Source organism: Paraburkholderia sp. BR14312, assembly GCF_040948675.1.
Lineage (GTDB): Bacteria > Pseudomonadota > Gammaproteobacteria > Burkholderiales > Burkholderiaceae > Paraburkholderia > Paraburkholderia nodosa_A.
Map to the genome: position 1 here is coordinate 348,429 of NZ_JBFPKI010000007.1, position 19,085 is coordinate 367,513.

25 protein-coding genes and 1 tRNA gene are annotated in these 19,085 nt (G+C 60.5%); 15 read left to right on the plus strand and 11 right to left on the minus strand.

All coding sequences use genetic code 11. The features are described from left to right. Positions 1–123 precede the first annotated feature (123 nt). The 10 genes from AB3X98_RS21760 to AB3X98_RS21805 are packed head-to-tail and all read left to right on the plus strand — an operon-like array spanning position 124 to position 4,514. Positions 124–1,035, plus strand: coding sequence for a YqaJ viral recombinase family protein (locus AB3X98_RS21760; RefSeq protein ID WP_368604139.1), 912 nt, complete (start codon positions 124–126; stop codon positions 1,033–1,035). Beyond that, on the plus strand, positions 1,032–2,129 hold the full coding sequence (locus AB3X98_RS21765) for a hypothetical protein (protein ID WP_368604138.1): 1,098 nt from the start codon (positions 1,032–1,034) through the stop codon (positions 2,127–2,129). Before AB3X98_RS21760 ends, AB3X98_RS21765 begins: the two co-directional genes overlap by 4 nt. Before the next feature lie 11 nt (positions 2,130–2,140). Next, positions 2,141–2,377 carry a hypothetical protein gene (locus tag AB3X98_RS21770; RefSeq protein WP_368604137.1) on the plus strand — a complete coding sequence of 79 codons (237 nt, stop codon included), beginning with the start codon at positions 2,141–2,143 and terminating at the stop codon, positions 2,375–2,377. Continuing rightward, the gene (locus tag AB3X98_RS21775; RefSeq protein ID WP_368604136.1) at positions 2,374–2,904 is read left to right on the plus strand and encodes a hypothetical protein; all 531 of its coding nucleotides are present in this window, start codon (positions 2,374–2,376) and stop codon (positions 2,902–2,904) included. The genes AB3X98_RS21770 and AB3X98_RS21775 overlap by 4 nt, the downstream gene beginning before the upstream one ends. Continuing rightward, positions 2,901–3,053, plus strand: a complete 153-nt coding sequence (locus AB3X98_RS21780; RefSeq protein WP_368604135.1) for a hypothetical protein — start codon at positions 2,901–2,903, stop codon at positions 3,051–3,053. Before AB3X98_RS21775 ends, AB3X98_RS21780 begins: the two co-directional genes overlap by 4 nt. A 19-nt stretch (positions 3,054–3,072) precedes the next feature. After that, positions 3,073–3,651: a hypothetical protein gene (locus AB3X98_RS21785; RefSeq protein WP_368604134.1), complete on the plus strand. Its 579-nt coding sequence runs from the start codon at positions 3,073–3,075 to the stop codon at positions 3,649–3,651. Next, positions 3,635–3,865, plus strand: coding sequence for a hypothetical protein (locus AB3X98_RS21790; protein WP_368610313.1), 231 nt, complete (start codon positions 3,635–3,637; stop codon positions 3,863–3,865). The genes AB3X98_RS21785 and AB3X98_RS21790 overlap by 17 nt, the downstream gene beginning before the upstream one ends. An 8-nt stretch (positions 3,866–3,873) precedes the next feature. Next, positions 3,874–4,080, plus strand: coding sequence for a hypothetical protein (locus AB3X98_RS21795; RefSeq protein ID WP_368604132.1), 207 nt, complete (start codon positions 3,874–3,876; stop codon positions 4,078–4,080). Beyond that, the gene (locus AB3X98_RS21800) at positions 4,049–4,270 is read left to right on the plus strand and encodes a hypothetical protein (RefSeq protein ID WP_368604131.1); all 222 of its coding nucleotides are present in this window, start codon (positions 4,049–4,051) and stop codon (positions 4,268–4,270) included. The genes AB3X98_RS21795 and AB3X98_RS21800 overlap by 32 nt, the downstream gene beginning before the upstream one ends. Position 4,271: 1 nt before the next feature. Next, positions 4,272–4,514, plus strand: coding sequence for a helix-turn-helix transcriptional regulator (locus AB3X98_RS21805; protein ID WP_368604130.1), 243 nt, complete (start codon positions 4,272–4,274; stop codon positions 4,512–4,514). Between the two features lie 19 nt (positions 4,515–4,533). Here the strand turns inward: AB3X98_RS21805 and mcrC are convergent, their stop codons facing one another. The 4 genes from mcrC to AB3X98_RS21825 form a co-directional block, all read right to left on the minus strand. Next, on the minus strand, positions 4,534–5,568 hold the full coding sequence (gene mcrC / locus AB3X98_RS21810; protein WP_368604129.1) for a 5-methylcytosine-specific restriction endonuclease system specificity protein McrC: 1,035 nt from the start codon (positions 5,566–5,568) through the stop codon (positions 4,534–4,536). Between the two features lie 2 nt (positions 5,569–5,570). Further along, entirely contained in the window at positions 5,571–7,973 is a 2,403-nt protein-coding gene (locus tag AB3X98_RS21815; RefSeq protein ID WP_368604128.1) for an AAA family ATPase, read from the minus strand. Positions 7,974–8,094: 121 nt separating this feature from the next. Beyond that, positions 8,095–9,225, minus strand: coding sequence for a DUF3800 domain-containing protein (locus AB3X98_RS21820; RefSeq protein ID WP_368604127.1), 1,131 nt, complete (start codon positions 9,223–9,225; stop codon positions 8,095–8,097). Between the two features lie 205 nt (positions 9,226–9,430). Then, on the minus strand, positions 9,431–10,549 hold the full coding sequence (locus AB3X98_RS21825; protein WP_368604126.1) for a site-specific integrase: 1,119 nt from the start codon (positions 10,547–10,549) through the stop codon (positions 9,431–9,433). Between the two features lie 177 nt (positions 10,550–10,726). Here AB3X98_RS21825 and dusA point away from each other — a divergent pair, with 177 nt between their 5' ends. Both dusA and AB3X98_RS21835 read left to right on the plus strand, forming a co-directional pair. Beyond that, a complete protein-coding gene (gene dusA / locus AB3X98_RS21830; protein ID WP_368604125.1) occupies positions 10,727–11,713 on the plus strand; it encodes a tRNA dihydrouridine(20/20a) synthase DusA in 987 nt (328 codons plus the stop codon). An 88-nt stretch (positions 11,714–11,801) separates the two neighbouring features. Then, a tRNA-His gene (locus tag AB3X98_RS21835) sits at positions 11,802–11,877 on the plus strand. Between the two features lie 661 nt (positions 11,878–12,538). Here the strand turns inward: AB3X98_RS21835 and AB3X98_RS21840 are convergent. Then, on the minus strand, positions 12,539–12,760 hold the full coding sequence (locus AB3X98_RS21840; protein ID WP_069267557.1) for a hypothetical protein: 222 nt from the start codon (positions 12,758–12,760) through the stop codon (positions 12,539–12,541). Positions 12,761–13,039: 279 nt separating this feature from the next. Further along, complete coding sequence (locus AB3X98_RS21845) at positions 13,040–13,267, minus strand: hypothetical protein (RefSeq protein ID WP_069267558.1); 228 nt, start codon at positions 13,265–13,267, stop codon at positions 13,040–13,042. Positions 13,268–13,396: 129 nt separating this feature from the next. On the opposite strand from AB3X98_RS21845, the gene AB3X98_RS21850 reads away from it, so the two are divergent. Both AB3X98_RS21850 and AB3X98_RS21855 read left to right on the plus strand, forming a co-directional pair. After that, the gene (locus tag AB3X98_RS21850) at positions 13,397–13,747 is read left to right on the plus strand and encodes a hypothetical protein (RefSeq protein WP_368604124.1); all 351 of its coding nucleotides are present in this window, start codon (positions 13,397–13,399) and stop codon (positions 13,745–13,747) included. Beyond that, positions 13,744–14,670, plus strand: coding sequence for a DnaJ C-terminal domain-containing protein (locus AB3X98_RS21855; RefSeq protein WP_368604123.1), 927 nt, complete (start codon positions 13,744–13,746; stop codon positions 14,668–14,670). Before AB3X98_RS21850 ends, AB3X98_RS21855 begins: the two co-directional genes overlap by 4 nt. Here the strand turns inward: AB3X98_RS21855 and AB3X98_RS21860 are convergent. The 5 genes from AB3X98_RS21860 to ssuD form a co-directional block, all read right to left on the minus strand. Continuing rightward, positions 14,667–14,915 (minus strand): DUF6566 family protein, encoded by a 249-nt coding sequence (locus AB3X98_RS21860; protein ID WP_069267560.1) that lies wholly within the window; start codon positions 14,913–14,915, stop codon positions 14,667–14,669. The two genes, AB3X98_RS21855 and AB3X98_RS21860, sit on opposite strands and share 4 nt — an antisense overlap. A gap of 87 nt (positions 14,916–15,002) precedes the next feature. After that, positions 15,003–15,218, minus strand: a complete 216-nt coding sequence (locus tag AB3X98_RS21865; RefSeq protein ID WP_028204871.1) for a molybdopterin-binding protein — start codon at positions 15,216–15,218, stop codon at positions 15,003–15,005. A gap of 52 nt (positions 15,219–15,270) precedes the next feature. Next, positions 15,271–16,152: an ATP-binding cassette domain-containing protein gene (locus AB3X98_RS21870; protein WP_342945654.1), complete on the minus strand. Its 882-nt coding sequence runs from the start codon at positions 16,150–16,152 to the stop codon at positions 15,271–15,273. After that, the gene (gene ssuC, locus AB3X98_RS21875) at positions 16,149–17,006 is read right to left on the minus strand and encodes an aliphatic sulfonate ABC transporter permease SsuC (RefSeq protein WP_069267561.1); all 858 of its coding nucleotides are present in this window, start codon (positions 17,004–17,006) and stop codon (positions 16,149–16,151) included. The genes AB3X98_RS21870 and ssuC overlap by 4 nt, the downstream gene beginning before the upstream one ends. Before the next feature lie 38 nt (positions 17,007–17,044). After that, on the minus strand, positions 17,045–18,202 hold the full coding sequence (ssuD, locus tag AB3X98_RS21880; RefSeq protein ID WP_342945652.1) for an FMNH2-dependent alkanesulfonate monooxygenase: 1,158 nt from the start codon (positions 18,200–18,202) through the stop codon (positions 17,045–17,047). Between the two features lie 410 nt (positions 18,203–18,612). On the opposite strand from ssuD, the gene AB3X98_RS21885 reads away from it, so the two are divergent. After that, positions 18,613–19,038: a hypothetical protein gene (locus AB3X98_RS21885; RefSeq protein WP_069267614.1), complete on the plus strand. Its 426-nt coding sequence runs from the start codon at positions 18,613–18,615 to the stop codon at positions 19,036–19,038. Positions 19,039–19,085 lie beyond the last annotated feature (47 nt).

The window sequence follows — 19,085 nt, forward strand, 5'->3', positions numbered from 1 at the left end:
CCTCGCGGACTTCCTCGACATCAACGAGGTGGCCGTGCGCAATACGTCGAAGCCGCGTCGAGACCGAGCGCGCCTGAAGTTGTTCACTATCTCAAAAAGCTGGATCGGTAACAGGAGGTCGCGATGAACGCCCGCGAAGGGTGGCTGGAAGAACGCCGCAAGGGTGTCGGTGGCAGTGATGCCGCAGCCGCGCTCGGGCAGTCGCGCCGCAAAACCATGTTCGAGCTGTATCACGAAAAGATCGGCAGCACGAATATCGTTGGCGCAGCGGGCCTCGACGTGATCGAGCGCATCGAGTTCGGCAAGGCGATGGAGGCCGTGATCGCGGAGATGTACGCGAAGCGCTACAACGTGAAGCTGCGCAGGCACAACCGCATCGCGCACCACACGCAGCACTCCTTCATGCTCGCGTCCTATGACCGCACGATCGACGGCAAGAAGGAAGGAATCGAATGCAAGAACGTCGATGCGCTTGCGTACCGCCTGAGCGGTGACTGGGGCGACGAGCACAGCGACGAGGTTCCGCTCGAATACCTGATGCAGTGCCACCACTACCTCGCCGTGTCGGGCTACGAGGTATGGCACCTCGCGGCCTGCGTCGGCGGCAACCAGATGAAGGTGTTTCACATTGAACGCGATCCCGAGATGATCGACATGATCGTCGACGGCGAGGCCGCGTTCTGGAAGTTCGTCGAGCGCCACGAGGCACCGCCGCTCGACTACCAGCACCCCACCGCCATCGGCCTGCTCAAGAAGATATATCCCGGCACGAACGGCGAGACCGTCAGGCTGCCGCCCGAGGCCGAGACGATGCACTACGCGAAGCTGCAGTTCGACGAAGAGGCCGCGCTCAACGAGGCCGGCTCGAAGGCTGCGAAGGCCCGCATCCTGCACCTGATGGGCGAGGCGTCGGTGGGGCTTCTGCCGAACGGCGGCGGTTACACGAGGAAGATCGTCGAGCGCAAGGCATACGAGGTCGAGGCCTCGAAGTACCTCGACTTCCGGTTTTCATCACGCAAAGGAGCGGGTCAATGAATGACATGGTGGAGTCGCCGTTTGGCAGCGCGCGCAGGGAGGTCAGCGAGACGGCCGGTGCGCGTCAGGACCAGAGCCGCGAACTCGCGGACATGCAGGTCAATTACCTCATGGCGCAGCAGTACCCGCGCGATCAGGTGAAGGCGATGGATCGCATCCTGAATGCCTTCACGCGTCCGTCGCTCGCCGAGAAAAGCCAGTACGAGTTCGCGCGCGGCGGCACGGAAATTCGTGGGCCGTCGATCAAGGCAATGGAGGCCATCGCGTGCGAGTGGAAAAACATCGACGCGTCATGGCGTGAGCGCTCGCGCGGAGTCGACGCCCGGGGCATTCCGTACTCGGAACTCGAAGCCTTCGCGGTGGATCTCGAAGGCCGCGTGCGCAAGCGTATCGGTTTCATCGTGCCGCACTGGCGCGATACCCGCCAGGGTGGCTACGCGCTGAAGGACGAGCGCGACATTTACGAGCTGTGCGCGAACCAGGCGCAGCGGCGCGTGCGCGCCTGCCTCGAAGCGATCATTCCGGGCGATGTGGTGGACGCTGCGATGGCGCAGGCCGATGCCACGCTCAAGGCGAAGGCCGATACCACGCCCGAGTCCATTGCCAAGATGCTCGACGCGTTTGCGCCGTTCAGGGTCACGAAGGAGCAGATCGAGAAGCGCATCCAGCGACGTCTCGACTCGATTACGCCTGCACAGATGGTCTCGCTCAAGCGCATCTATGCCAGCCTGCGCGACGAGATGAGCGAACCATCCGAGTGGTTCGAAGCGGTCGATGCCCCTGCTGCGGCTGCACCGGCTGCGGACGCCGCCGCCGCTGGCTCGCGCACGGAAAACGTGAAGTCAAGCATGCGCGCTGGCGCGAAGAAGAAGGACGCGCCTGCGGCCGACAAGGCGAAGAAGGAGCGTGTCGACACCGCACCGCAGGGTACGGGCGCTCCCACCGTGACCTGTGCCGAGGTTGCCGCAGCACTGAACGAAGCCGATAGCCGTGACAAGCTGGACGAGGCTGCAGATTTTATCCAGTACGTCAAGGAGCCTGCGCAACGTGACGAGTTGCACGATCTCTACCACGACCGGACAGCAGAGTTTTAAGGAGCCGTGCGATGGATACCATCGAAGGCCGCTGGCTGATTTTCCGCGAGCGCTGCCTGCACACCGACGCACCACCGCTGCAGGTCAGCGAGATGCGCATCGCGTTCTACGCGGGCGTGCAGCAGATGCTCAATTTCAACCTTGAAATAGCCGACATGCCCGAGCACGACGCGATGCGTGCGCTCGAACGGCTGCACAAAGAAGCGCGCCACTTTGGCGAGACGCTGACCCGCGAGGCACAGCAATGATCGAACTCAAGAAGCATCCGGTAAAGATCCTGCACATCAACGTCAGGACCGAACAGCACGGCGACGAGGAAAAGACCGCCGTCGACCTGAAGCTCGGTTTTGACGTGCCGAACATCCGGCTTGACGACCTCATGCCGGGACTGCAGGAAGCGCTCTACGAGCAGTCGAAGGACCTCGACCTCCTCGGGCCGGACAAAAGCAACCTGACCCACGTGCGCTTTCCGCGGTTCGGCAGCAGGAAAAGCGGCGTGGCGTGGACCGGCGAATGGGAATCGGTCGGCCTGCACCTGCACCTGGGGAACGGGCGCGGCAAGGGCGATCTCGATTTTGCCGACTCAACGTTCGGGCGAATGACGATCGCGCCGAAGGAAGGTGGCAGTGTCACCTGTGTGGCGCGTGCGCAGATCCTGCCGACGCCCGACGAAACTGCAAAGCTCGTGAGCCTGCTCAAGCACGAGATTCCGGCCACGGTCGACATGTCGAATGCGACCAGCGGCGCGGATGTCGATGAAGGCGACGAGAAATGAACGAAGTCCAACACGTCCCGCACGCATGGGTGTCACGCCTCGTGTTCGCATCGATGCTGCTGGTTTTCATGACGGGCGTCCTGCTCGTCAGCGTCGGAGCGGGCTCGCTGATCCTGCGCCTGTTCGCGTGGGCGATCCTGAAGTGCTGATACCGAGGGAGATTGAACCATGAAGCTCACTACACGGATGCTCGTCGACTTCGACGGGCAGGATGTATTCGATTCGGTCGCGTGGCCGCTGTTGCACCAGAACGCGCGCTCGACCGCGTTCGACAGCGTGCGTTGCATGTACCGTGCCCCGGACGGCAAGCGCTGCGCCGTCGGCTGGCTCATGCCCGACTCGATCTATTCGAAGGCGCTGGAATTCTTCAGCGTGAAAGACGTGGCCGCCCGCCTGATCGAACGGCACGACGCCGAAGCCACCGCGTATGCACATTTTCTGCACGCGCATCACAACCTCCTCGTCGCGCTGCAGGAGATGCACGACGCGCGGCGGCCGGATGAATGGCCTGCCGAGTTGCGCAAGATCGCAATGCGCTTCCACCTGAATGCGGGCGTGGTGACCCACTGCGAGCGGCTCTTTGGTCGCGTCGTGCATCTGGAGCCGGTCGAAGAGTTTCCGCAGGCCACGATCACTTTCAAACCGTCACACGTCTATCTTCTGGACAAGCCGAAACGAGACGATTGGGCATCGCGTGACATGCCCGCAAAGCGCACCACGCGCGAGACCGATGATGTCCTCGCGTAGCAGGAAGGCTCACCAGCGGATCGCGCCGCCCGAGGTGTACCCCACCAGCATCGTTGTCGACGCGTGGGTGCCCGACTACGGTCGGCAGTGTGAGGTCTGCGGGCAGACGCCCTGCGTGACCGGTCTCGTGGACGGGCAGGTGGTGTACGAGGGATCGATGTGTGGCGCGTGCATGTGGGACGATGACGCGTACGCCGATCCGGTCAACTGGTGAGGTCCGAAATGCCGCGTCAGGACATCTATCGCACCCACTGCATCGCGTGCGGTCCGGGTTTTACTGATGCGAACGTGTATAGCGACGCGGGCTGGATCGAGACGCAGACCAGCGGCCTGTGCGAGCACTGCTTCGATACCGTTGCCGAACTGCTGGCATTTCCAAAGGATGGTGTTGGTCACGATGAAAGCAGCGATGGCGGGACCGGTGGCTGAACTTGATCTGTCGGGGCCGCGCCCGCTCGTGCTTGTCGACGGCGAGCCCCTGCAGGGCGTCGCCACGGCGCGCGTGGAGGTGAACCCGGATAACGTGCCGGTGCTGGTGCTGCGCGTGATCCGGTTCGAGGTCAAGGGCGGCTCGCTGCCGCACGGGTGTACCCTATTCGACCGGAGGAAGGGAGGCTGAAATGCCAAGCTCGATGTTTTTTCTGGCCGCGCAGTTCGACGGGCGCGTGCTGCTCACGCTTGACGAAGCGTGCGAGGCCATAGGCATCGCCACCAAGACGGGTTATAACCAGATCAGCCTGGGAACTTTCCCACTACCCCACCAAAAGCAAGGCAAGCGAGTAATGATCGACGTTCGTGACGTTGCCGAGTACCTTGATCGCGAGCGGATTGCCGCCCGAGAAGCCTTCGAACGCGCGCACTGAACTCGATGGGCCGAGCCCACTAGCTGAAGATCGAAACGAGCTCGTTGTGGATTTGAGGCCATGGCTGATTCATGTCCACCGTTTGCAGAGACACTTCAAATCCCTGTATCCGATAACGTTCGGATACCCCACGATCAACCTTCGGATATACCAGCATGCCGCTTACCTCCTCGTCGGAACACGCCTTGTAGTTAGTGAGATAGCTCATCAGCTGGTAGAGATTTTCGATGTGGAATTTTTCGGATCGGTATCGATTCGCCATGGTCTTCTGGTAATACTTGGCATCCACGATTAGACACTTATTCCCGCGCCGAAGAGTTATGTCCGTTTCCATTCTCGGAAGAAGTGCCAACGTTGGGTCCGTCTCACTGTTCGCCATCCAGTCGATGTGAGGTCGATCAACCTGACAGTCGGAGATTTCTTGCCTGACGAAGTGATAGAGGAAATTCTGGAAAACGCCCGACATAACTTTTTCGTCGCGCACGAAGTCGTAGAAGCGAAATTTTCCACTCCCCGAATCTACGAACGAATTGCTCAAAATCAGCCTGCACACGCTCAACAGGAATGCGTAGTATCGGTTGTTCGCATGCAATTGAACTCTACGGAAAGACTGCGCCGTTACGTGAACCTCCGATATCCCGGGTAATCGCCTGCGAAGCCGATGGACTCGGTTCCTGAGTTCGCTGGCGAGGATAGGATGGCTTTCCAACGTACGAAGCGTGCTCTTGATGATACGGTTGGGAAGAGTATCGACGCTGAGCTCATCGAATACGCACGCGGCTTTGCCGTGTTTAGGCAAAAAGCGCCTCGCCGAACGCAGGACGTCGATGCGCCCGCGGACACCAGCAATTTCGTCTTCCCGGTGCTCATAACCCTGCTCCAACCCACGTCGTGCAAGATGCTCAATACCTTGTACTAACACAATCGCCAATAGGTCGAGCACGTGCTCCCCCGGCAACCGGTCCAGATCCACCAACTCGGCCTGCCGGACATAGTTCCATGCGTAACAGAGCATGTAGTAAACGTTGCGTATGGGGATTAGCGGCGCCTCCATGCTCATTGCTCCAGCAGTCGATGCAGCCAATATTCGTGTCGGTCAGGAACATCGAACCAGTACTCAGACAGCAGAGGCGATATTTCCGAATGAATCACCTCGCAATACCACATCTCGTCAGGCGTTACGCCGCTATCCTCGCCGGGGCAAAAGTAGCTGTGTCCAATGCGAAACCCCTTCCCTAGATTTGTTGCATCTTCCGAAATCGCACTATTGAGAGCGTGCAAATTACTGCGAATTCGCGTGATCAACGCATTGTCGGCGCCCTTGTCGAGCATATATGTCTGATACTGCTCGGTCTCGAATCCCGGCTCGACATCCATGAAGGCAAAGCGACGCCGAAGCGCGTAGTCCACCATAGCAAGCGACCGGTCCGCTGTATTCATCAAACCGATGATGTGAACGTTAGGTGGCACATAGAAAGTATCAGTTTCACTCTCTGCGTAGGTAAGTGGCACAGCCCATTTCTTGCCGCGCTTGTCGCTTTCGATCAGCATCATCAACTCACCGAACACCTTGCTCAAGTTTGCCCGATTGATTTCATCGATGATAAACACGTAAGCGCGATCAGGATCCGTGCGAGCCCGGTCGCAGAAGGTATGAAAGACACCATTCTTCTTCCTGAATCCGGTTCCATCCGGGCGATAGCCCTGCACGAAATCCTCGTAGGCGTAGGCTTGATGGAATTGCACCATCCCTACACGTGAAGGCTCCTCTTCTTTCATCAGGAGGTAGGCCAACCGCCTTGCCACGTAGGTTTTCCCCACACCAGGCGGACCTTGCAGGATCATATTTTTCTTCTGCCCAAGCCTGCGAACCATTTCTTCCAGGCGCTCCTTGGGGATAAAAACGTCTTCTAGTGCATCATCCAGTGTGTATGGTAGCGACTTCGGCGTTTCTTGAACTTCGGGCGACGATGGATCTAGTATCGTTCTATACCTGTCAATCATCCGATCGAGTGCCACGGTGAGTGTTCGTGCATCGAGTTCCGCAGAGACCGGCATCGCAACTGAGACCCAAGAACTTCCGTATTTATCAATCTTCGTCGCTTTCTCTCTCTGGAAATACTCGCGGATCGTCTGCGTCCCTTCAGGCAAACCCTCCCACTTCAGATCGGGTTCTTTGGTATCGCTCACACCATAAGCAAGGATCAGCGTGCCGTACTCCCGGTAGTAAAGCAGAACCGGGTAGATTCCCTTCGACGTTACTTGTCCCTTGCCAAGAAAAGAGGCCCAAGGCACTTCAGCAAAGTTCCCAAAGCCAAAGCTAAGCTTGAGTTCGAGGCCACGATAGGTGTCGGGGTAGTCCGCGGTTGATTGAGATGACCGCTCATCCGCCTGCCGAATAAATTTATGAACCAGATCAGCGACAAATTGCTTCAGTTCGATGTCAAATCCGAGACCGCGCAGAATCCTGAAAGTGCGGGACTCCTCACCGCCCTTGAATGTGCCTCTGAGCAAATCCGACCCAGACGCATTCTTCGCAGAAAGCTCAAGGACCAGTTTGGGCGGGTAATATCGTGCCTCATGAATCAGGTCATACTTCGTTGACTCGGCGCCGGACGGTATGCCGCTCCTGTCGATCTCTGCAAGTGCTTTAAGGACATGCCCCCGAGTCAGGTTCTGTGTTAGTTCGGTGAAGCGATCTACTCCCCATTGGTCGCCCAGCGGTGGCACGTAGAAGTCGATCTGTGTAGTTCCATACTTTTTCTCGTACTTCTCACGGATGCTCGACAAGATCCTGTCGACTTCAATGCTGCTCAGCCTAGAGACCGGCTTCCCATCTAGTTCGCCTAAAGTTTTGATGATCATTGCTCGGTCGGTGCCACCGAAGATTCGCTCGAAGGAGTCCGGGAACAAAAGAAACAGGAGCATGTGGCGGAACTGCCTCTTCTCCGATTCAGGCTGACTACCTAACCAATCAGCAAATTTAAAAGCATCGCCCGCTAGATCTAGCCTCTCCTGCAAAGCAAGCTTCTTGAACGCAACAAAAACCGTAATAGCGAAATGTAACTCTCGCCAACGATGGGTGTTGTAGCCAGTTCCGCCACTGCCAATACCCGCCAACACTTCCGCAGTTAGCCACCTGTCGGCGCTTGTTGGCACGGGTGAACCACCAAGATCCCAAATCTGGCGAATATCGCTTGACTTAGATTCGTAGCCGGTGTTATCTGGACAAAGCAACAGAAGCCAATTAACTTCGGCCGCTAAATGGCAGACAGCGCCGCTGCTTGAAGACAACTGTTGGCGAAGTTTGACCCAATAGCCGCCAGCGTCATCATCGTGGGCGCTGAGTATCGAAGATCCCAGTTCGCTTAGGTTTTCAATCGTCCAAAGGTTCTCATCAGAAAACACCGAGCCGTCCGTCAAAAGGCCGGCTTGCTTCCACTGCTCCGCAGCCTCCAAGATAGGACCTACATTCTTTTCTGCGCAATATCGACTCACAAGGACCCCAATTGTTAGTTACGTCGTGTGAAACTGGCGGGCGAATGATTGACTAGGCGCACTCTTCGGCGATGTATTGCGCTCAAAAGACGAACATCGCGGCAGCATCGAGACCCGGAACATTGTCGTCCGCCATTACGAGACCAAGCTCTTCCATCACTAAGTCCGCCATTTCGTCCTTATAGCCCCTTTCTTGCTGTGGGTTCAGCTTCCGATTGGCTGCGCCAGCAACGAGGTCGGCCAACTGGACCAACGCGCTTTTCTTCGAGGAAATGGTGACGATCTCGGAGATCGAAACTTGGTCGACGAAATCTCTCCGAAGGGTGGCTTCAAGATGGCCCTTCATCTCGTCCAGTGCGATTTTGTCAAGTGACTGCTCTTCGTCGAGCGTCATGCGGACATCCCGTGGCAGTGTGACACGGCGGCTCTCAGCCTCATGACGAATTCCCCGGAGGAGCATGTGTTCGTGGAGCTTCGCCACAACTTCCTCGATGCTGCGTCGCGTCTTCGCACGTTCGAAAGCGATCAGCTTAAAGCTCAGGTACTCACGGTGTGCCTTGACCACGGCGAGGTATTCCTTGAGCGGCTCCAGATCATTCCTGCCAAATTTGGCGAAATGGACTTCACGTTGAGCCCACACAGAGTTCTTCCGCCATTTATCGATAGCCTCCGTGATCGTCCATACGGCGCGCCCGTTCAGCACCCAGACTGCACCCACGATCACGAACGTCCCCGTTTTGCCAGTTTCGTCGGCGAAGACCTGAATCGTCGGCGTCGGAGCTACATCTTCGATGACGGCGGCGAACATCTCCTCTTCTTTGCCCCTGCGCTTCTGGCGGACGCCTTCATCAGCCTGAAAGAGGCCGTATTCGTTCTGAATTTTTGCGCGTGCTCGAACAATGATCGGGATGCGCTCGAGCTTGAATAGATCGGCGGGAAGGATGCCTTCCTCGCGATACACATCCGAATTGAACGTCTCCCAGTACTTCAGCGCGAGGACGACGTCGCTATTGCGCGCCTGTTTGTATAGGTTCAGGATCATCGCGACGCGCGTGCGCTGCTCTGAAAAATCCCCAGCGGCAAGTGACGTCAGCAGCTTGGCCTTTTCTTTCTCGAGTCTCGCCAGCTTTTTTTCTTCGGCATTGAGTTCCGCTGCCACTTCGGCATTTGCTTGTGCCGCCAGCGCAACATCTTGGATTTCCCCGGCCACCATGATCTCCAGTAGGTATTGTGCTAGCCAGTGTAAATCAGGAAACGTACGACGTTATCCGCGGCTCACGCGAGGCGACGAATAAGCAACGTGGGGCGATCGGGAATCGGCCTGAGGAGCAAAAAGCCCGCAACTTTATGCGAGCTCGAACCAACGACAACGGGATCACAATCGAGGTGTTCTGCCACTCCTTGCCGTTTGTGATACCCTACGCAGCCTCCTGCTGCTTGGCGAGCACTTCCTGCAGGTGCCTGAACTGTGCAAGAACGGCAGCGGGCTTGACCTGTGTGTAGCGAGCCAGTTGTTTCCAATCCTTGTGTCCGCTGATCAGCGCAACCTGCGCGGTCTGCATGCCCATGTCAAACAGGCGACTGATGCCCTCGTGGCGCAGGTCGTGAAAGCGCAGGTCGGCAATTTTCAGAGCCGTGCAGGCTCGCGGGAAGATCGACGAGAAACTCCTGGCGTTGAACGGAAAGATGTGCGGCTGGCCCTCCAACCGCGGCTGGCGCTTGATGACCGTCATCGCATCTGGCAGCAACGGCACCACCTGGTTGTTCCCGATTTTCTTTTTCGGGTCCTTGCGATCGCGTACCAGGATCGTGCAGTTTGTCTCGTCGAGGTCATCCCAACGGATGCTAGTAATTTCGGACGCGCGCATGGCGGTGGCCACCGCGAAGTCAATGATGTCGGACATCGGAATCCGTTGCCGGTCCTTGGCGGCAAACCAAGCCTTGATGCGCTGCAGCTCGACCGCGGTCGGGCGGCGATCGCGCTCACCGCTCTTGCCAACGAGTTCCGCGTCATTTAGCCGCGCCCGCGCATCCGGGACCGGGTTGGTGACCGGTATGTGGAGCACGTTGCGGGCCGTCTTGAAGACTGTCCCAAGGGTCGAAACATCAAGTGCGACCGTCACCGGCCCCGCGCCTTCGGCGGCGCGCTCCCGGGCGAAGCTAACCACTGCGTCACTGGTTAGCCGAGCCGCATTCCGGTCTCCGAGCAACCGCTTCAGGTTGGCCAGCGCGCCCATGGTGGAACGCCCAACGGCGGATTGCGGCCTGCCCTCGCTTTCGCCAACCTTTCGGTTTTTCAGCCTAGTGCGGTGGCGCGCCTCACGGTGCTCAACAAACCTGTCGATAAGGCCCTCGACTGTGACCTTATGGCCCTCTTTATCGAACGGCTCGAAGTGGCCCTCGTCCATCGCGATTTCGGTGTCCCGCGCCCACTTGCGGCATTCCCTTTCGGTGGGGAAACTACGTACCTGGGGCGGAAAATCCTTGCGGCGGATTTCGGCACGCCACTTGCCGTTGACTTGTCGTATGGAAGCCATTGTTGGTCCAGTCCTCTTTTTCGGTTTTGGGGCTGACCCATCGCAAATTCCCGTCGCACTGGCAGGGCAAAGTTGGGAAAATCCGGGAAAAATCGGGGGCCGTCGCACCGAATTTAAGTCGGTCAGTTTGTCCAGTATAATCGAACGAAACCCTTGCTGCATAAGGCTTTACACGGTATGAAAAGCGCACGAAGAGTAAGTATTGCCCCCATGATGGACTGGACCGATCGCCACTGCCGTTCGCTGCATCGCTTCATTTCCCGGCACACGTGGCTGTATACGGAGATGGTGACGACGGGCGCCCTCATCCACGGCGACGTGCCGCGCCATCTCGCGTTCACGCCGGCCGAGGCGCCGGTCGCGCTTCAGCTGGGCGGCAGCGAACCCGACGACCTCGCGCGCGCCGCGAAGCTCGGAGAACAGTGGGGCTACGACGAGATCAACCTGAACTGCGGCTGCCCGTCCGAGCGCGTGCAGCGCGGCGCGTTCGGCGCATGCCTGATGAACGAACCGCAACTGGTGGCGGACTGCGTGAAGGCGATGCGCGATGTCGTCTCGGTACCCGTGACGGTCAAGCACCGCATCGGCGTGGATACGGTCGAGGACTATGCGTTCGTGCGCGACTTCGTCGGCACGATTGCCGAAGCGGGCTGTGAGGTTTTCATCGTGCACGCGCGCAACGCGATCCTGAAGGGCTTGAGCCCGAAGGAAAACCGCGAGATCCCGCCGCTCAAGTACGACTACGCATACCAGCTCAAGCGCGACTTCCCGCAGCTCGAAATCATCATCAACGGCGGCATCAAGACGCTCGACGAAGTCGAGCAGCATCTACATCACGTCGATGGCGTGATGCTTGGCCGCGAGGCGTACCACAACCCCTACGTGCTCGCCGACGTCGATGCGCGCTTCTATGGCTCGACCGATGCTGCGCTTACGCGCGAGGAAGTGGAAGCGAAGCTCATCGAGTACTGCGCGAGCGAAATCGCACGCGGCACTTACCTGGGCGCGATCGTGCGCCATGCGCTGGGCCTCTACCGCGGCGTGGCCGGCGCGCGCGGCTGGCGCCGCATCCTCTCGGACAGCCGCAAGCTCGCGAAGGCAGATCTCGCGATCTTCGACGAGGCCCGCGAATATCTGCGCGTTCCGGACGAAATTCTTGAATAAAGGGCTAGGCAAGGCAACTTTAGTATGTATATAATCTTGCTTCTTGATTGACGCCGCTTTCGAAGCAGCGCTAGTTGAGAAAACAGCGGTGGCTGTAGCTCAGTTGGTAGAGTCCAGGATTGTGATTCCTGTCGTCGTGGGTTCGAGTCCCATCAGCCACCCCAAAGAATTCAAGCACTTAGCCCAGTTCGATGAACTGGGCTTTTTGCTTTCTGGAATTCGTTTAAGCGCCGGTGCAAGCAATTCAAGTCGAAGCGGCGCGAGCGGTTGGTCGCGAAAGCGATCCCGCATGCGACGCTGCAATCTTTTGAGTGTGCGCGTAGCTGGCCTGGGTCGTCAGCCTGAGCCCGGCATGAAACACTTTCGAACCGTCGCCTAAGTAATGCCGTTTGCCCGCTCTTTCGCAGCAACGAATTGGCGATGGGTAGCGACCTCGCGCGCGATCAGGGCGCGTATCAAATCGTCGTTTGGGTTTTCGAGGATCAGCGGCGGCAGATCACGCGCCAATCCTTCGCGTGCCGCAACCCAAGCCTCTTAGGCAGTTGTGAGCTCGTCAACTTTGTCCAAAGTCTGTCCCCGACGACTGGCAATGATTCTCCCGAACCATTGCACCGATTTCGCTTGCTGCGCGCTCGCATGGGCGCGAGCGGGAGCAAGTTAATCACACATTTGCGTCGGAAACGACCAGGATTTTCGAGCCAGCGTTCAGTACATTCGTGCGCTGCCGGATCCCTGCCACACAACAGCAGAGAGATGGCCAAGGACGACGACGAGATCAATCAAAACAATACGCAGCGCAGTGGTTGCGTAACCTGACACGCGGCATTAGTCGAGGTCAATCATTTGCAAAGCTTGCAGCTTCCCGATTGCTGTTGCCTCTTCGTAGGTACCGCGATGCATCAAACGACCACTAGACAACGGGACACTGCCAGCCCAGACAGTATCGTCCATTGCGATGGCCCACCGCGGACCGAATTCTCCGTTGCCAACATCGAACGGCGTGAAGTCGACGATGTATCCCTTGTAGCGAATGACGTGATTGTTCATTGGCTCTCCTCCCGGTTGCAATCTAACACCGGCGCCGAGGGTGAATTTTTAGAGATCGTTAAGTGAATGTGGACGCGCCACGGAAATCGTTAACGGCCGCTGTGGCAGCAACCTTTAGCGACTCGGGGCAATCCCCCCATCACATAGCGGAAGAGAGATGACTGCGTATTACACCGAGATCGACAAGCGAAGCGCGCGGCAGCGTCATAGCAGCAGCCGGCGAACGAGCCGCTCTCGCGCCTTCCGATGCGACGAGAGCGCCGAGTGAAACAGGTTTGCCTAGCCCATCAAGATTTCATCGACCATCGCGCGCCCCCAAGCGAACCCGGCGCTTTCGGCATCGTCCCGAGTCCTGTGGCTTGTCTTCAGGTCTTCACTCGAAGCGATCTCGCGTTCTGGGCCCCTGCTTACTTTCGCGCGCCATACCCACATTTCATTGGGGCACTCAAGGGTTTCCGAATGGAGGTCGTAACCACGGTAGTCGGTAAAACGCACGTTCCAGCCCATCGGCAGTCTCCTTTCAAATTGAAAGGAAATAGTAGCATGGCCGACGTCGCAGTTATGCATGTAACAGGTAATCGCCCCCCAATAGCTGGGAACCCACGCACTCAAGGCAAGTAGCGAATAGAGCCATCGATGAGCGACTACCTGACCACGAACGAACTCGCCGACTGGCTTGGACTCAGTGCGGATACCAGAGCAACGAAATTAGGAGGAGCGGCTAAAATAGCGACAGCATTTCGGAATGCCCCGCCGCAAACCCACACCAGTGTGGGGTCGATAAAGTGGGCCATATTCCGAAATCAAAATCACAGCGCTTTGATTTTTAACCTGAATTTGCTGTTCGCCGACTCGATTGCGATTCTTGTTGTCGTGGGTTCGAGTCCCATCAGCCACCCCAAAGAATTCAGCAGTGAACAAATGAGCCCGCACGGGTTGCGGGCTCATTTGCGTCTGTGCACGAGAGACACCCGGGAACGTCTTTGAGCTTCGAGCAATACTACAGGCGGCTGCACCTGCCGGAGACTGCGTCCCCGGCAGAAATCAAGCGCGCCTACCGTCAACTGCGCGCGAAGTACCACCCCGACCGCAACAAGGGTCGCGAGGCGGCAGTCGAGCCGGTCTTCAAGCTCATTCAGGAGGCCTTCGAGATTCTGAGCGGCAGGCGCATCGCGCCAACGGCGAGGACAACTGGCGCCGCGAGTCCGGCCGGCAAGACCCGCAACGGCGAAGCGCAACCGCGTCAGCGTCGCGCGGCGCCGCCCATGCGCGGCGCCAACTGCCTCGTCGAGCTATTCGTGCCGCTAGAAGTCGCGATCAATGGCGGCGGCGTTCAAGCCCACTACCCTGTCAAAGGTCCGTGTCCCGCGTGCGAACAGGAAGATCGCGGCGCGCTTTGCGAACAATGTCACGGCACCGGCGTAAAGACATGGCGCAAGTCGGAAGTGGTCGCAATTCCACACGGCGCATGGGACGGTCAGCGTCTGGTGGTGGCCGGCGGCGGCCACCCCGGCGTGAACGGCGGCCCACCGGGAGACGCGACTTTCTCCGTCTCCATCGTTTGCGGCCCGGGCTTTACGCGCAACGGGCTCGATCTCGCTTGCGAGCTTCCAGTCGACTTCATGACGGCCATGCTAGGCGGCGGCGTTCAGGCCAAGGTACTCGGCCGCACGTTCGACGTGAAAATTCCGGCGAACGCGAATGCGCGCACGCCGATCCGTCTGCCGGGTCTTGGACTCGCGGACCGCAACGGCGGGCGCGGCAACCTCACGCTGCACCTGGTCCTCACGATGCCGGCCGCCGCTGCACATTTGACCGGGGCCGAGCGCCAGCAACTACGCGACATGTTCGCCGATGCAGCGCGCCGGGCAAGCCAGTCGCCCAGCGCGAGTTCGCAAGGCAAACGCTAGCTCGCTTGCGTGCCGCGCGCATCGATCCACGCGCGCGCCGCTTCGAAGCCCGCCTCGGCCGCCGCGTGCTCGGTGGACCAGAGGCGCGTGATAGGCACGAGCTGCCAGTCCTCCACGATAGTATCGTCCTTCAGCACACGATAGTGCGCCTTCACGCCCGTGAGCACCTGCTCGACTGCGACTTCAATATCGTAGTCCTTGTAGCGCTCCTGGTAGTCGCCCATGTCGATGCCCTTCGGCTCCATGCTCGCCTCTTCCGTCTTCCGTTGACGGTTCATGCTAGCACTTGCGCGCGCCGCGACTCGCAGGCGGCGCCGGCGCGCGGGCACGCTTCACAGGCGCGCGATCGAGACCTCCGTCGACTTCACCAGCGCGACCACTTCCGAGCCCACCTTCAACTCGAGTTCGTCGATCGAGCGCGTGGTGATGACCGAGGTGACGATGCCGAATGCCGTATCGACATCGACTTCCGAAACGACGGGCCCGCGAATGATTTCCTTGATCTTGCCGCGAAACTGGTTGCGCACGTTGATAGCGGTAATGCTCATAGATTCGGCTCCGTGGGTTCGAGTAAAAACAACAGGATTCCTGATGAATAATTCAGACCACTGCGCCCGTTGGCCGCCCGGCGGCTGGCAGTGGGCCGTGGCCTAGCACGCGCTGCAGCACGCTCTCCTCGAGCGCAGCAAAGCGTGCGTCGACGCGCGCCCGCGGGCGCTCGAGCGGCACGCGCTGATCGAGCGCGATGCGCCCTGCCTCGACGAGCAGAATACGGTCGCCGAGTGCGACAGCTTCGTGCACGTCGTGCGTCACCAGCAGCGCGGTGAAGCGATGCTCGCGCCACAGGCGCTCGATCAGCGCATGCATCTCGAGGCGCGTCAGCGCGTCGAGTGCGCCGAGCGGCTCGTCGAGCAGCAACAGGCTCGGACGATGCACGAGCGCACGGGCGAGCGCAACGCGCTGGCGCTGGCCTCCCGAGAGGCGCGCGGGCCACTCGTCGGCGCGCGCGAGCAGGCCCACTTCGTCGAGCACCGCGCGGGCGTCGTCACGCGCGCCGCGCCCGAGTCCGAGCATCACGTTCTGCAAGACGGTCTTCCACGGCAAGAGGCGCGCGTCCTGAAACATGATGCGCGTATCGAGCGGCGCGCCATCTGCGCCGCGCCGCTCGACCACGCCCTCGTCGGGCGTTTCGAGGCCGGCGATCAGGCGCAGCAACGTGGACTTGCCGCAACCGCTGCGTCCGACAATCGACACAAAACTGCCGCGCTCGATCGCGAGGTCGAAGCCGGCGAGCACGGCGTGCTCGCCGTAGCGCTTGCCCACACCGCGAAGGGCAACGGCGGCGTCCACTTCGGGCGTAGGCGTACGCGGTGCCACGCCCTCGCGCGCCGCTTGCGCCCTGTCGTTGCGCTCGCGCGCCTGCACGCGCCCGGCGTCTTCCCACGCCCCGCCGTAGTTCGGCGCCAGTTGACTCGCGCTCATGCTTCGTTCTCCTGTTGATAAGCGGGGTGCCAGCGCAGCGCCACGCGCTCGAGCGACTTCGCAAGCCAGTCGGCGAGCTTGCCGAGCGCCGCATAGAGCAGGATGCCGACCACCACCACATCGGTTTGCAGGAATTCGCGCGCGTTCATCGTCATATAGCCGATGCCCGACTGCGCGGAGATCGTTTCGGCGACGATCAGCGTCACCCACATCAGCCCAAGCGCAAAGCGCACGCCGACGAGAATCGATGGCAACGCCCCCGGCAATATCACCTCGCGATAGAGCGCGAAACCCTTGAGCCCATAGCTGCGCGCCATCTCGACGAGATTGGCGTCCACCGAGCGGATGCCGTGAAACGTATTCACGTAGACGGGAAAGAACACGCCCAGCGCCACGAGAAAGACTTTCGCCTCCTCGCCAATGCCGAACCACAGAATCACGAGCGGAATCATGGCGAGCGCCGGGATATTGCGGACCATCTGCACGGTCGAATCGAGCGCGGTTTCCGCGGGCTTGAAAAGCCCGGTAGCCAATCCGAGCACGAGCCCGATGCCGCCGCCGATCGCGAACCCCGAAAGCGCCCGCCACGTGCTCACGCGCACGTCCGCCCACATTTCGCCCGACTCGATCAGCGACCAGGCCGCCCGCACCACGGCGAGCGGCTCGGGCAGCACGCGCGTCGAAAGCGCGCCGCTCCTGGCGGCGATCTCCCAGATCACGAGCACCGCCAGCGGCACTAGCCAGGGCGCGAGCCGCCGCCGGCTCGCCCGCACGAATCTCCGCGCGGCGCGCAGCGCACCGCCTGCGGTGGTGCGATCGCGCGCGGGTGCGGCCCTTACTACGGATTGCGTCATCGTTGCATCCTCCACGATTGCTGCCGTTCTCCAGCGCCTCAGCTCTGGCTCACTTTCGGCAGATAGTGATTCCCGACCACTTCGCCGAAAGGCCCCGAAAGGGGGCCGCCCGCGCCCTTCGCCGTGCGCCCAGGCAGCAGCGGGAACACGAGTTCCGCAAACCGGTAGGATTCCTCGAGATGGGGATAGCCGGACAAGATGAACGTCTCGATGCCAAGCTGCGCGTATTCCTTCATGAGCGCGGCCACCTGTTCAGGATTGCCGACGAGCGCCGTGCCCGCGCCGCCGCGCACGAGGCCCACGCCAGCCCACAGGTTCGGATACACCTCAAGGTCCTTGCGCGTGCCGCGCTTGCCGCCGTGCAGCGCGGCCATGCGGCGCTGGCCTTCCGAATCCATCTTCGCGAATGCGGCCTGGGCGCGCGCAACCGTCTCGTCGTCGAGGTGGCTGATGAGCTTGTCGGCGGCGGCCCACGCTTCGTCTTCGCTCTCGCGCACGATCACGTGCAGGCGAATGCCGAAGCGGATCGTGCGGCCGTGCTCGGCGGCGCGCGCGCGGATGTCGGCGATCTTGCGCGCGACGGCTTCGGGAGGCTCGCCCCACGTCAGATAGGTGTCGATGTGCGCGCCCGCCATGGCGTGCGCGGCCGGCGACGAGCCGCCGAACCACAACGGCGGATGCGGATGCTGCGCTGGCGGATACAGCACTTTGCCGCCCACCGAGCGCAGATGTCGCCCCTCGAAATCGATCGCCTCGTTCGCGTGCGATGCGGCGAGCAGCTTGCGCCAGATATGCAGGAACTCGTCGGTGATTTCGTAGCGCGTGTCGTGATCGACGAAGAGGCCATCGCCTTCCAGCTCGGCCGTGTCGCCGCCCGTCACGACGTTGATGAGCAGACGGCCATTGGAGAGCCGGTCGAACGTCGCGGCCATCCGTGCGGAGAGTGCCGGCGACGAGAGGCCGGGGCGGATCGCCACGAGGAACTTCAGGCGCCGTGTCGCGGCGATGAGGCTCGACGCCACGACCCACGCGTCCTCGCACGAGCGCCCGGTAGGCAGCAGGACGCCTTCATAGCCGAGCGTATCGGCGGCGACGGCGATCTGCTGGAAATACGCGAGATCGGCCGCGCGCGCGCCCTGGGTCGTGCCCAGATAGCGGCTGTCGCCGTGGGTCGGGATGAACCAGAACACATTCATGCATTGCTCCTGCCTGGAAATTCGAAACGAATCGGGTGACTGCCGGCCAGCGAGCACGCGCGGGCACGCCGCGCAAGCGAATGCGCCGCTCGTGGCTCGATTGAGAGGATTCGACAGCAGACGGAATGCGCCGGCGCGTTCCCCGTGCGCCTCGCGAGAGCGCCCGGCGACGGCGGCGCCGTCTTCATGGGGAACCAGTCTAGGGACCGCTCGCACCCTTTAGAACGATTTTTTTGAGCTTAGGTTTTCCACTTTCGTGCTTTACCCGACGCTTTAGCGTACGGTGCGCCTCGCGCGCACCGCGCGCCGATATAATGGCGCACGCACCCACAAAAACACCGGCACGCCGCGCGCATCACGCTCCATAAGGCGCGTTGCGCAGCGAGGCCAAGAAGCTCTCGCACGATTCCATGCAAAAACTGATTCTGCCGTTCGTATCCGGCTTTCTCGCGTCGCTCTTCTTTCGCGAGGCGACGCTCGCGCTCCTGCATGCCGCCCAGGTCATCGACGCGGCCGGATTTTCGACGAACCCATTCCAGCCGCTCGGGCTGCCCGAGTTCCTCGTGAATGCGATCTGGAGCGCCATCTGGGCCGTGCTGATGGCGTGGCTGCTGCGCGTGTCGCCTTCGCGGCCCGCGCCGTGGGTTCAGGCCTTCGTGTTCGGCGGCATCGTCCTCACTGCGGCAATGGTGTTCGTCGTCGATCCTCTGCGCGGCATCTGGCCGACCGGCAACATGCTGCCGCGGCTTGCCACGGGCTTCGCCTCGAATGCGATGTGGGGTTGGGGCGCGCTGGTTTTCATGCGCGCGTTCATGAGCGAAACAGCCGAAGACTGACTGCGCCTGCGGGCCGTGCGCAATGCGCGGCCCGCGTTTTCCCACCG

Coding starts and splice junctions, on each gene's coding strand:
- AB3X98_RS21760 (WP_368604139.1), top strand. CDS start 124: ATGAACGCCCGCGAAGGGTGGCTGGAAGAACGCCGCAAGGGTGTCGGT.
- AB3X98_RS21765 (WP_368604138.1), top strand. CDS start 1,032: ATGAATGACATGGTGGAGTCGCCGTTTGGCAGCGCGCGCAGGGAGGTC.
- AB3X98_RS21770 (WP_368604137.1), top strand. CDS start 2,141: ATGGATACCATCGAAGGCCGCTGGCTGATTTTCCGCGAGCGCTGCCTG.
- AB3X98_RS21775 (WP_368604136.1), top strand. CDS start 2,374: ATGATCGAACTCAAGAAGCATCCGGTAAAGATCCTGCACATCAACGTC.
- AB3X98_RS21780 (WP_368604135.1), top strand. CDS start 2,901: ATGAACGAAGTCCAACACGTCCCGCACGCATGGGTGTCACGCCTCGTG.
- AB3X98_RS21785 (WP_368604134.1), top strand. CDS start 3,073: ATGAAGCTCACTACACGGATGCTCGTCGACTTCGACGGGCAGGATGTA.
- AB3X98_RS21790 (WP_368610313.1), top strand. CDS start 3,635: ATGATGTCCTCGCGTAGCAGGAAGGCTCACCAGCGGATCGCGCCGCCC.
- AB3X98_RS21795 (WP_368604132.1), top strand. CDS start 3,874: ATGCCGCGTCAGGACATCTATCGCACCCACTGCATCGCGTGCGGTCCG.
- AB3X98_RS21800 (WP_368604131.1), top strand. CDS start 4,049: ATGAAAGCAGCGATGGCGGGACCGGTGGCTGAACTTGATCTGTCGGGG.
- AB3X98_RS21805 (WP_368604130.1), top strand. CDS start 4,272: ATGCCAAGCTCGATGTTTTTTCTGGCCGCGCAGTTCGACGGGCGCGTG.
- mcrC (WP_368604129.1), bottom strand. CDS start 5,568: ATGGAGGCGCCGCTAATCCCCATACGCAACGTTTACTACATGCTCTGT.
- AB3X98_RS21820 (WP_368604127.1), bottom strand. CDS start 9,225: ATGGTGGCCGGGGAAATCCAAGATGTTGCGCTGGCGGCACAAGCAAAT.
- AB3X98_RS21825 (WP_368604126.1), bottom strand. CDS start 10,549: ATGGCTTCCATACGACAAGTCAACGGCAAGTGGCGTGCCGAAATCCGC.
- dusA (WP_368604125.1), top strand. CDS start 10,727: ATGAAAAGCGCACGAAGAGTAAGTATTGCCCCCATGATGGACTGGACC.
- AB3X98_RS21840 (WP_069267557.1), bottom strand. CDS start 12,760: ATGAACAATCACGTCATTCGCTACAAGGGATACATCGTCGACTTCACG.
- AB3X98_RS21845 (WP_069267558.1), bottom strand. CDS start 13,267: ATGGGCTGGAACGTGCGTTTTACCGACTACCGTGGTTACGACCTCCAT.
- AB3X98_RS21850 (WP_368604124.1), top strand. CDS start 13,397: ATGAGCGACTACCTGACCACGAACGAACTCGCCGACTGGCTTGGACTC.
- AB3X98_RS21860 (WP_069267560.1), bottom strand. CDS start 14,915: ATGGAGCCGAAGGGCATCGACATGGGCGACTACCAGGAGCGCTACAAG.
- AB3X98_RS21865 (WP_028204871.1), bottom strand. CDS start 15,218: ATGAGCATTACCGCTATCAACGTGCGCAACCAGTTTCGCGGCAAGATC.
- AB3X98_RS21870 (WP_342945654.1), bottom strand. CDS start 16,152: ATGAGCGCGAGTCAACTGGCGCCGAACTACGGCGGGGCGTGGGAAGAC.
- ssuC (WP_069267561.1), bottom strand. CDS start 17,006: ATGACGCAATCCGTAGTAAGGGCCGCACCCGCGCGCGATCGCACCACC.
- ssuD (WP_342945652.1), bottom strand. CDS start 18,202: ATGAATGTGTTCTGGTTCATCCCGACCCACGGCGACAGCCGCTATCTG.
- AB3X98_RS21885 (WP_069267614.1), top strand. CDS start 18,613: ATGCAAAAACTGATTCTGCCGTTCGTATCCGGCTTTCTCGCGTCGCTC.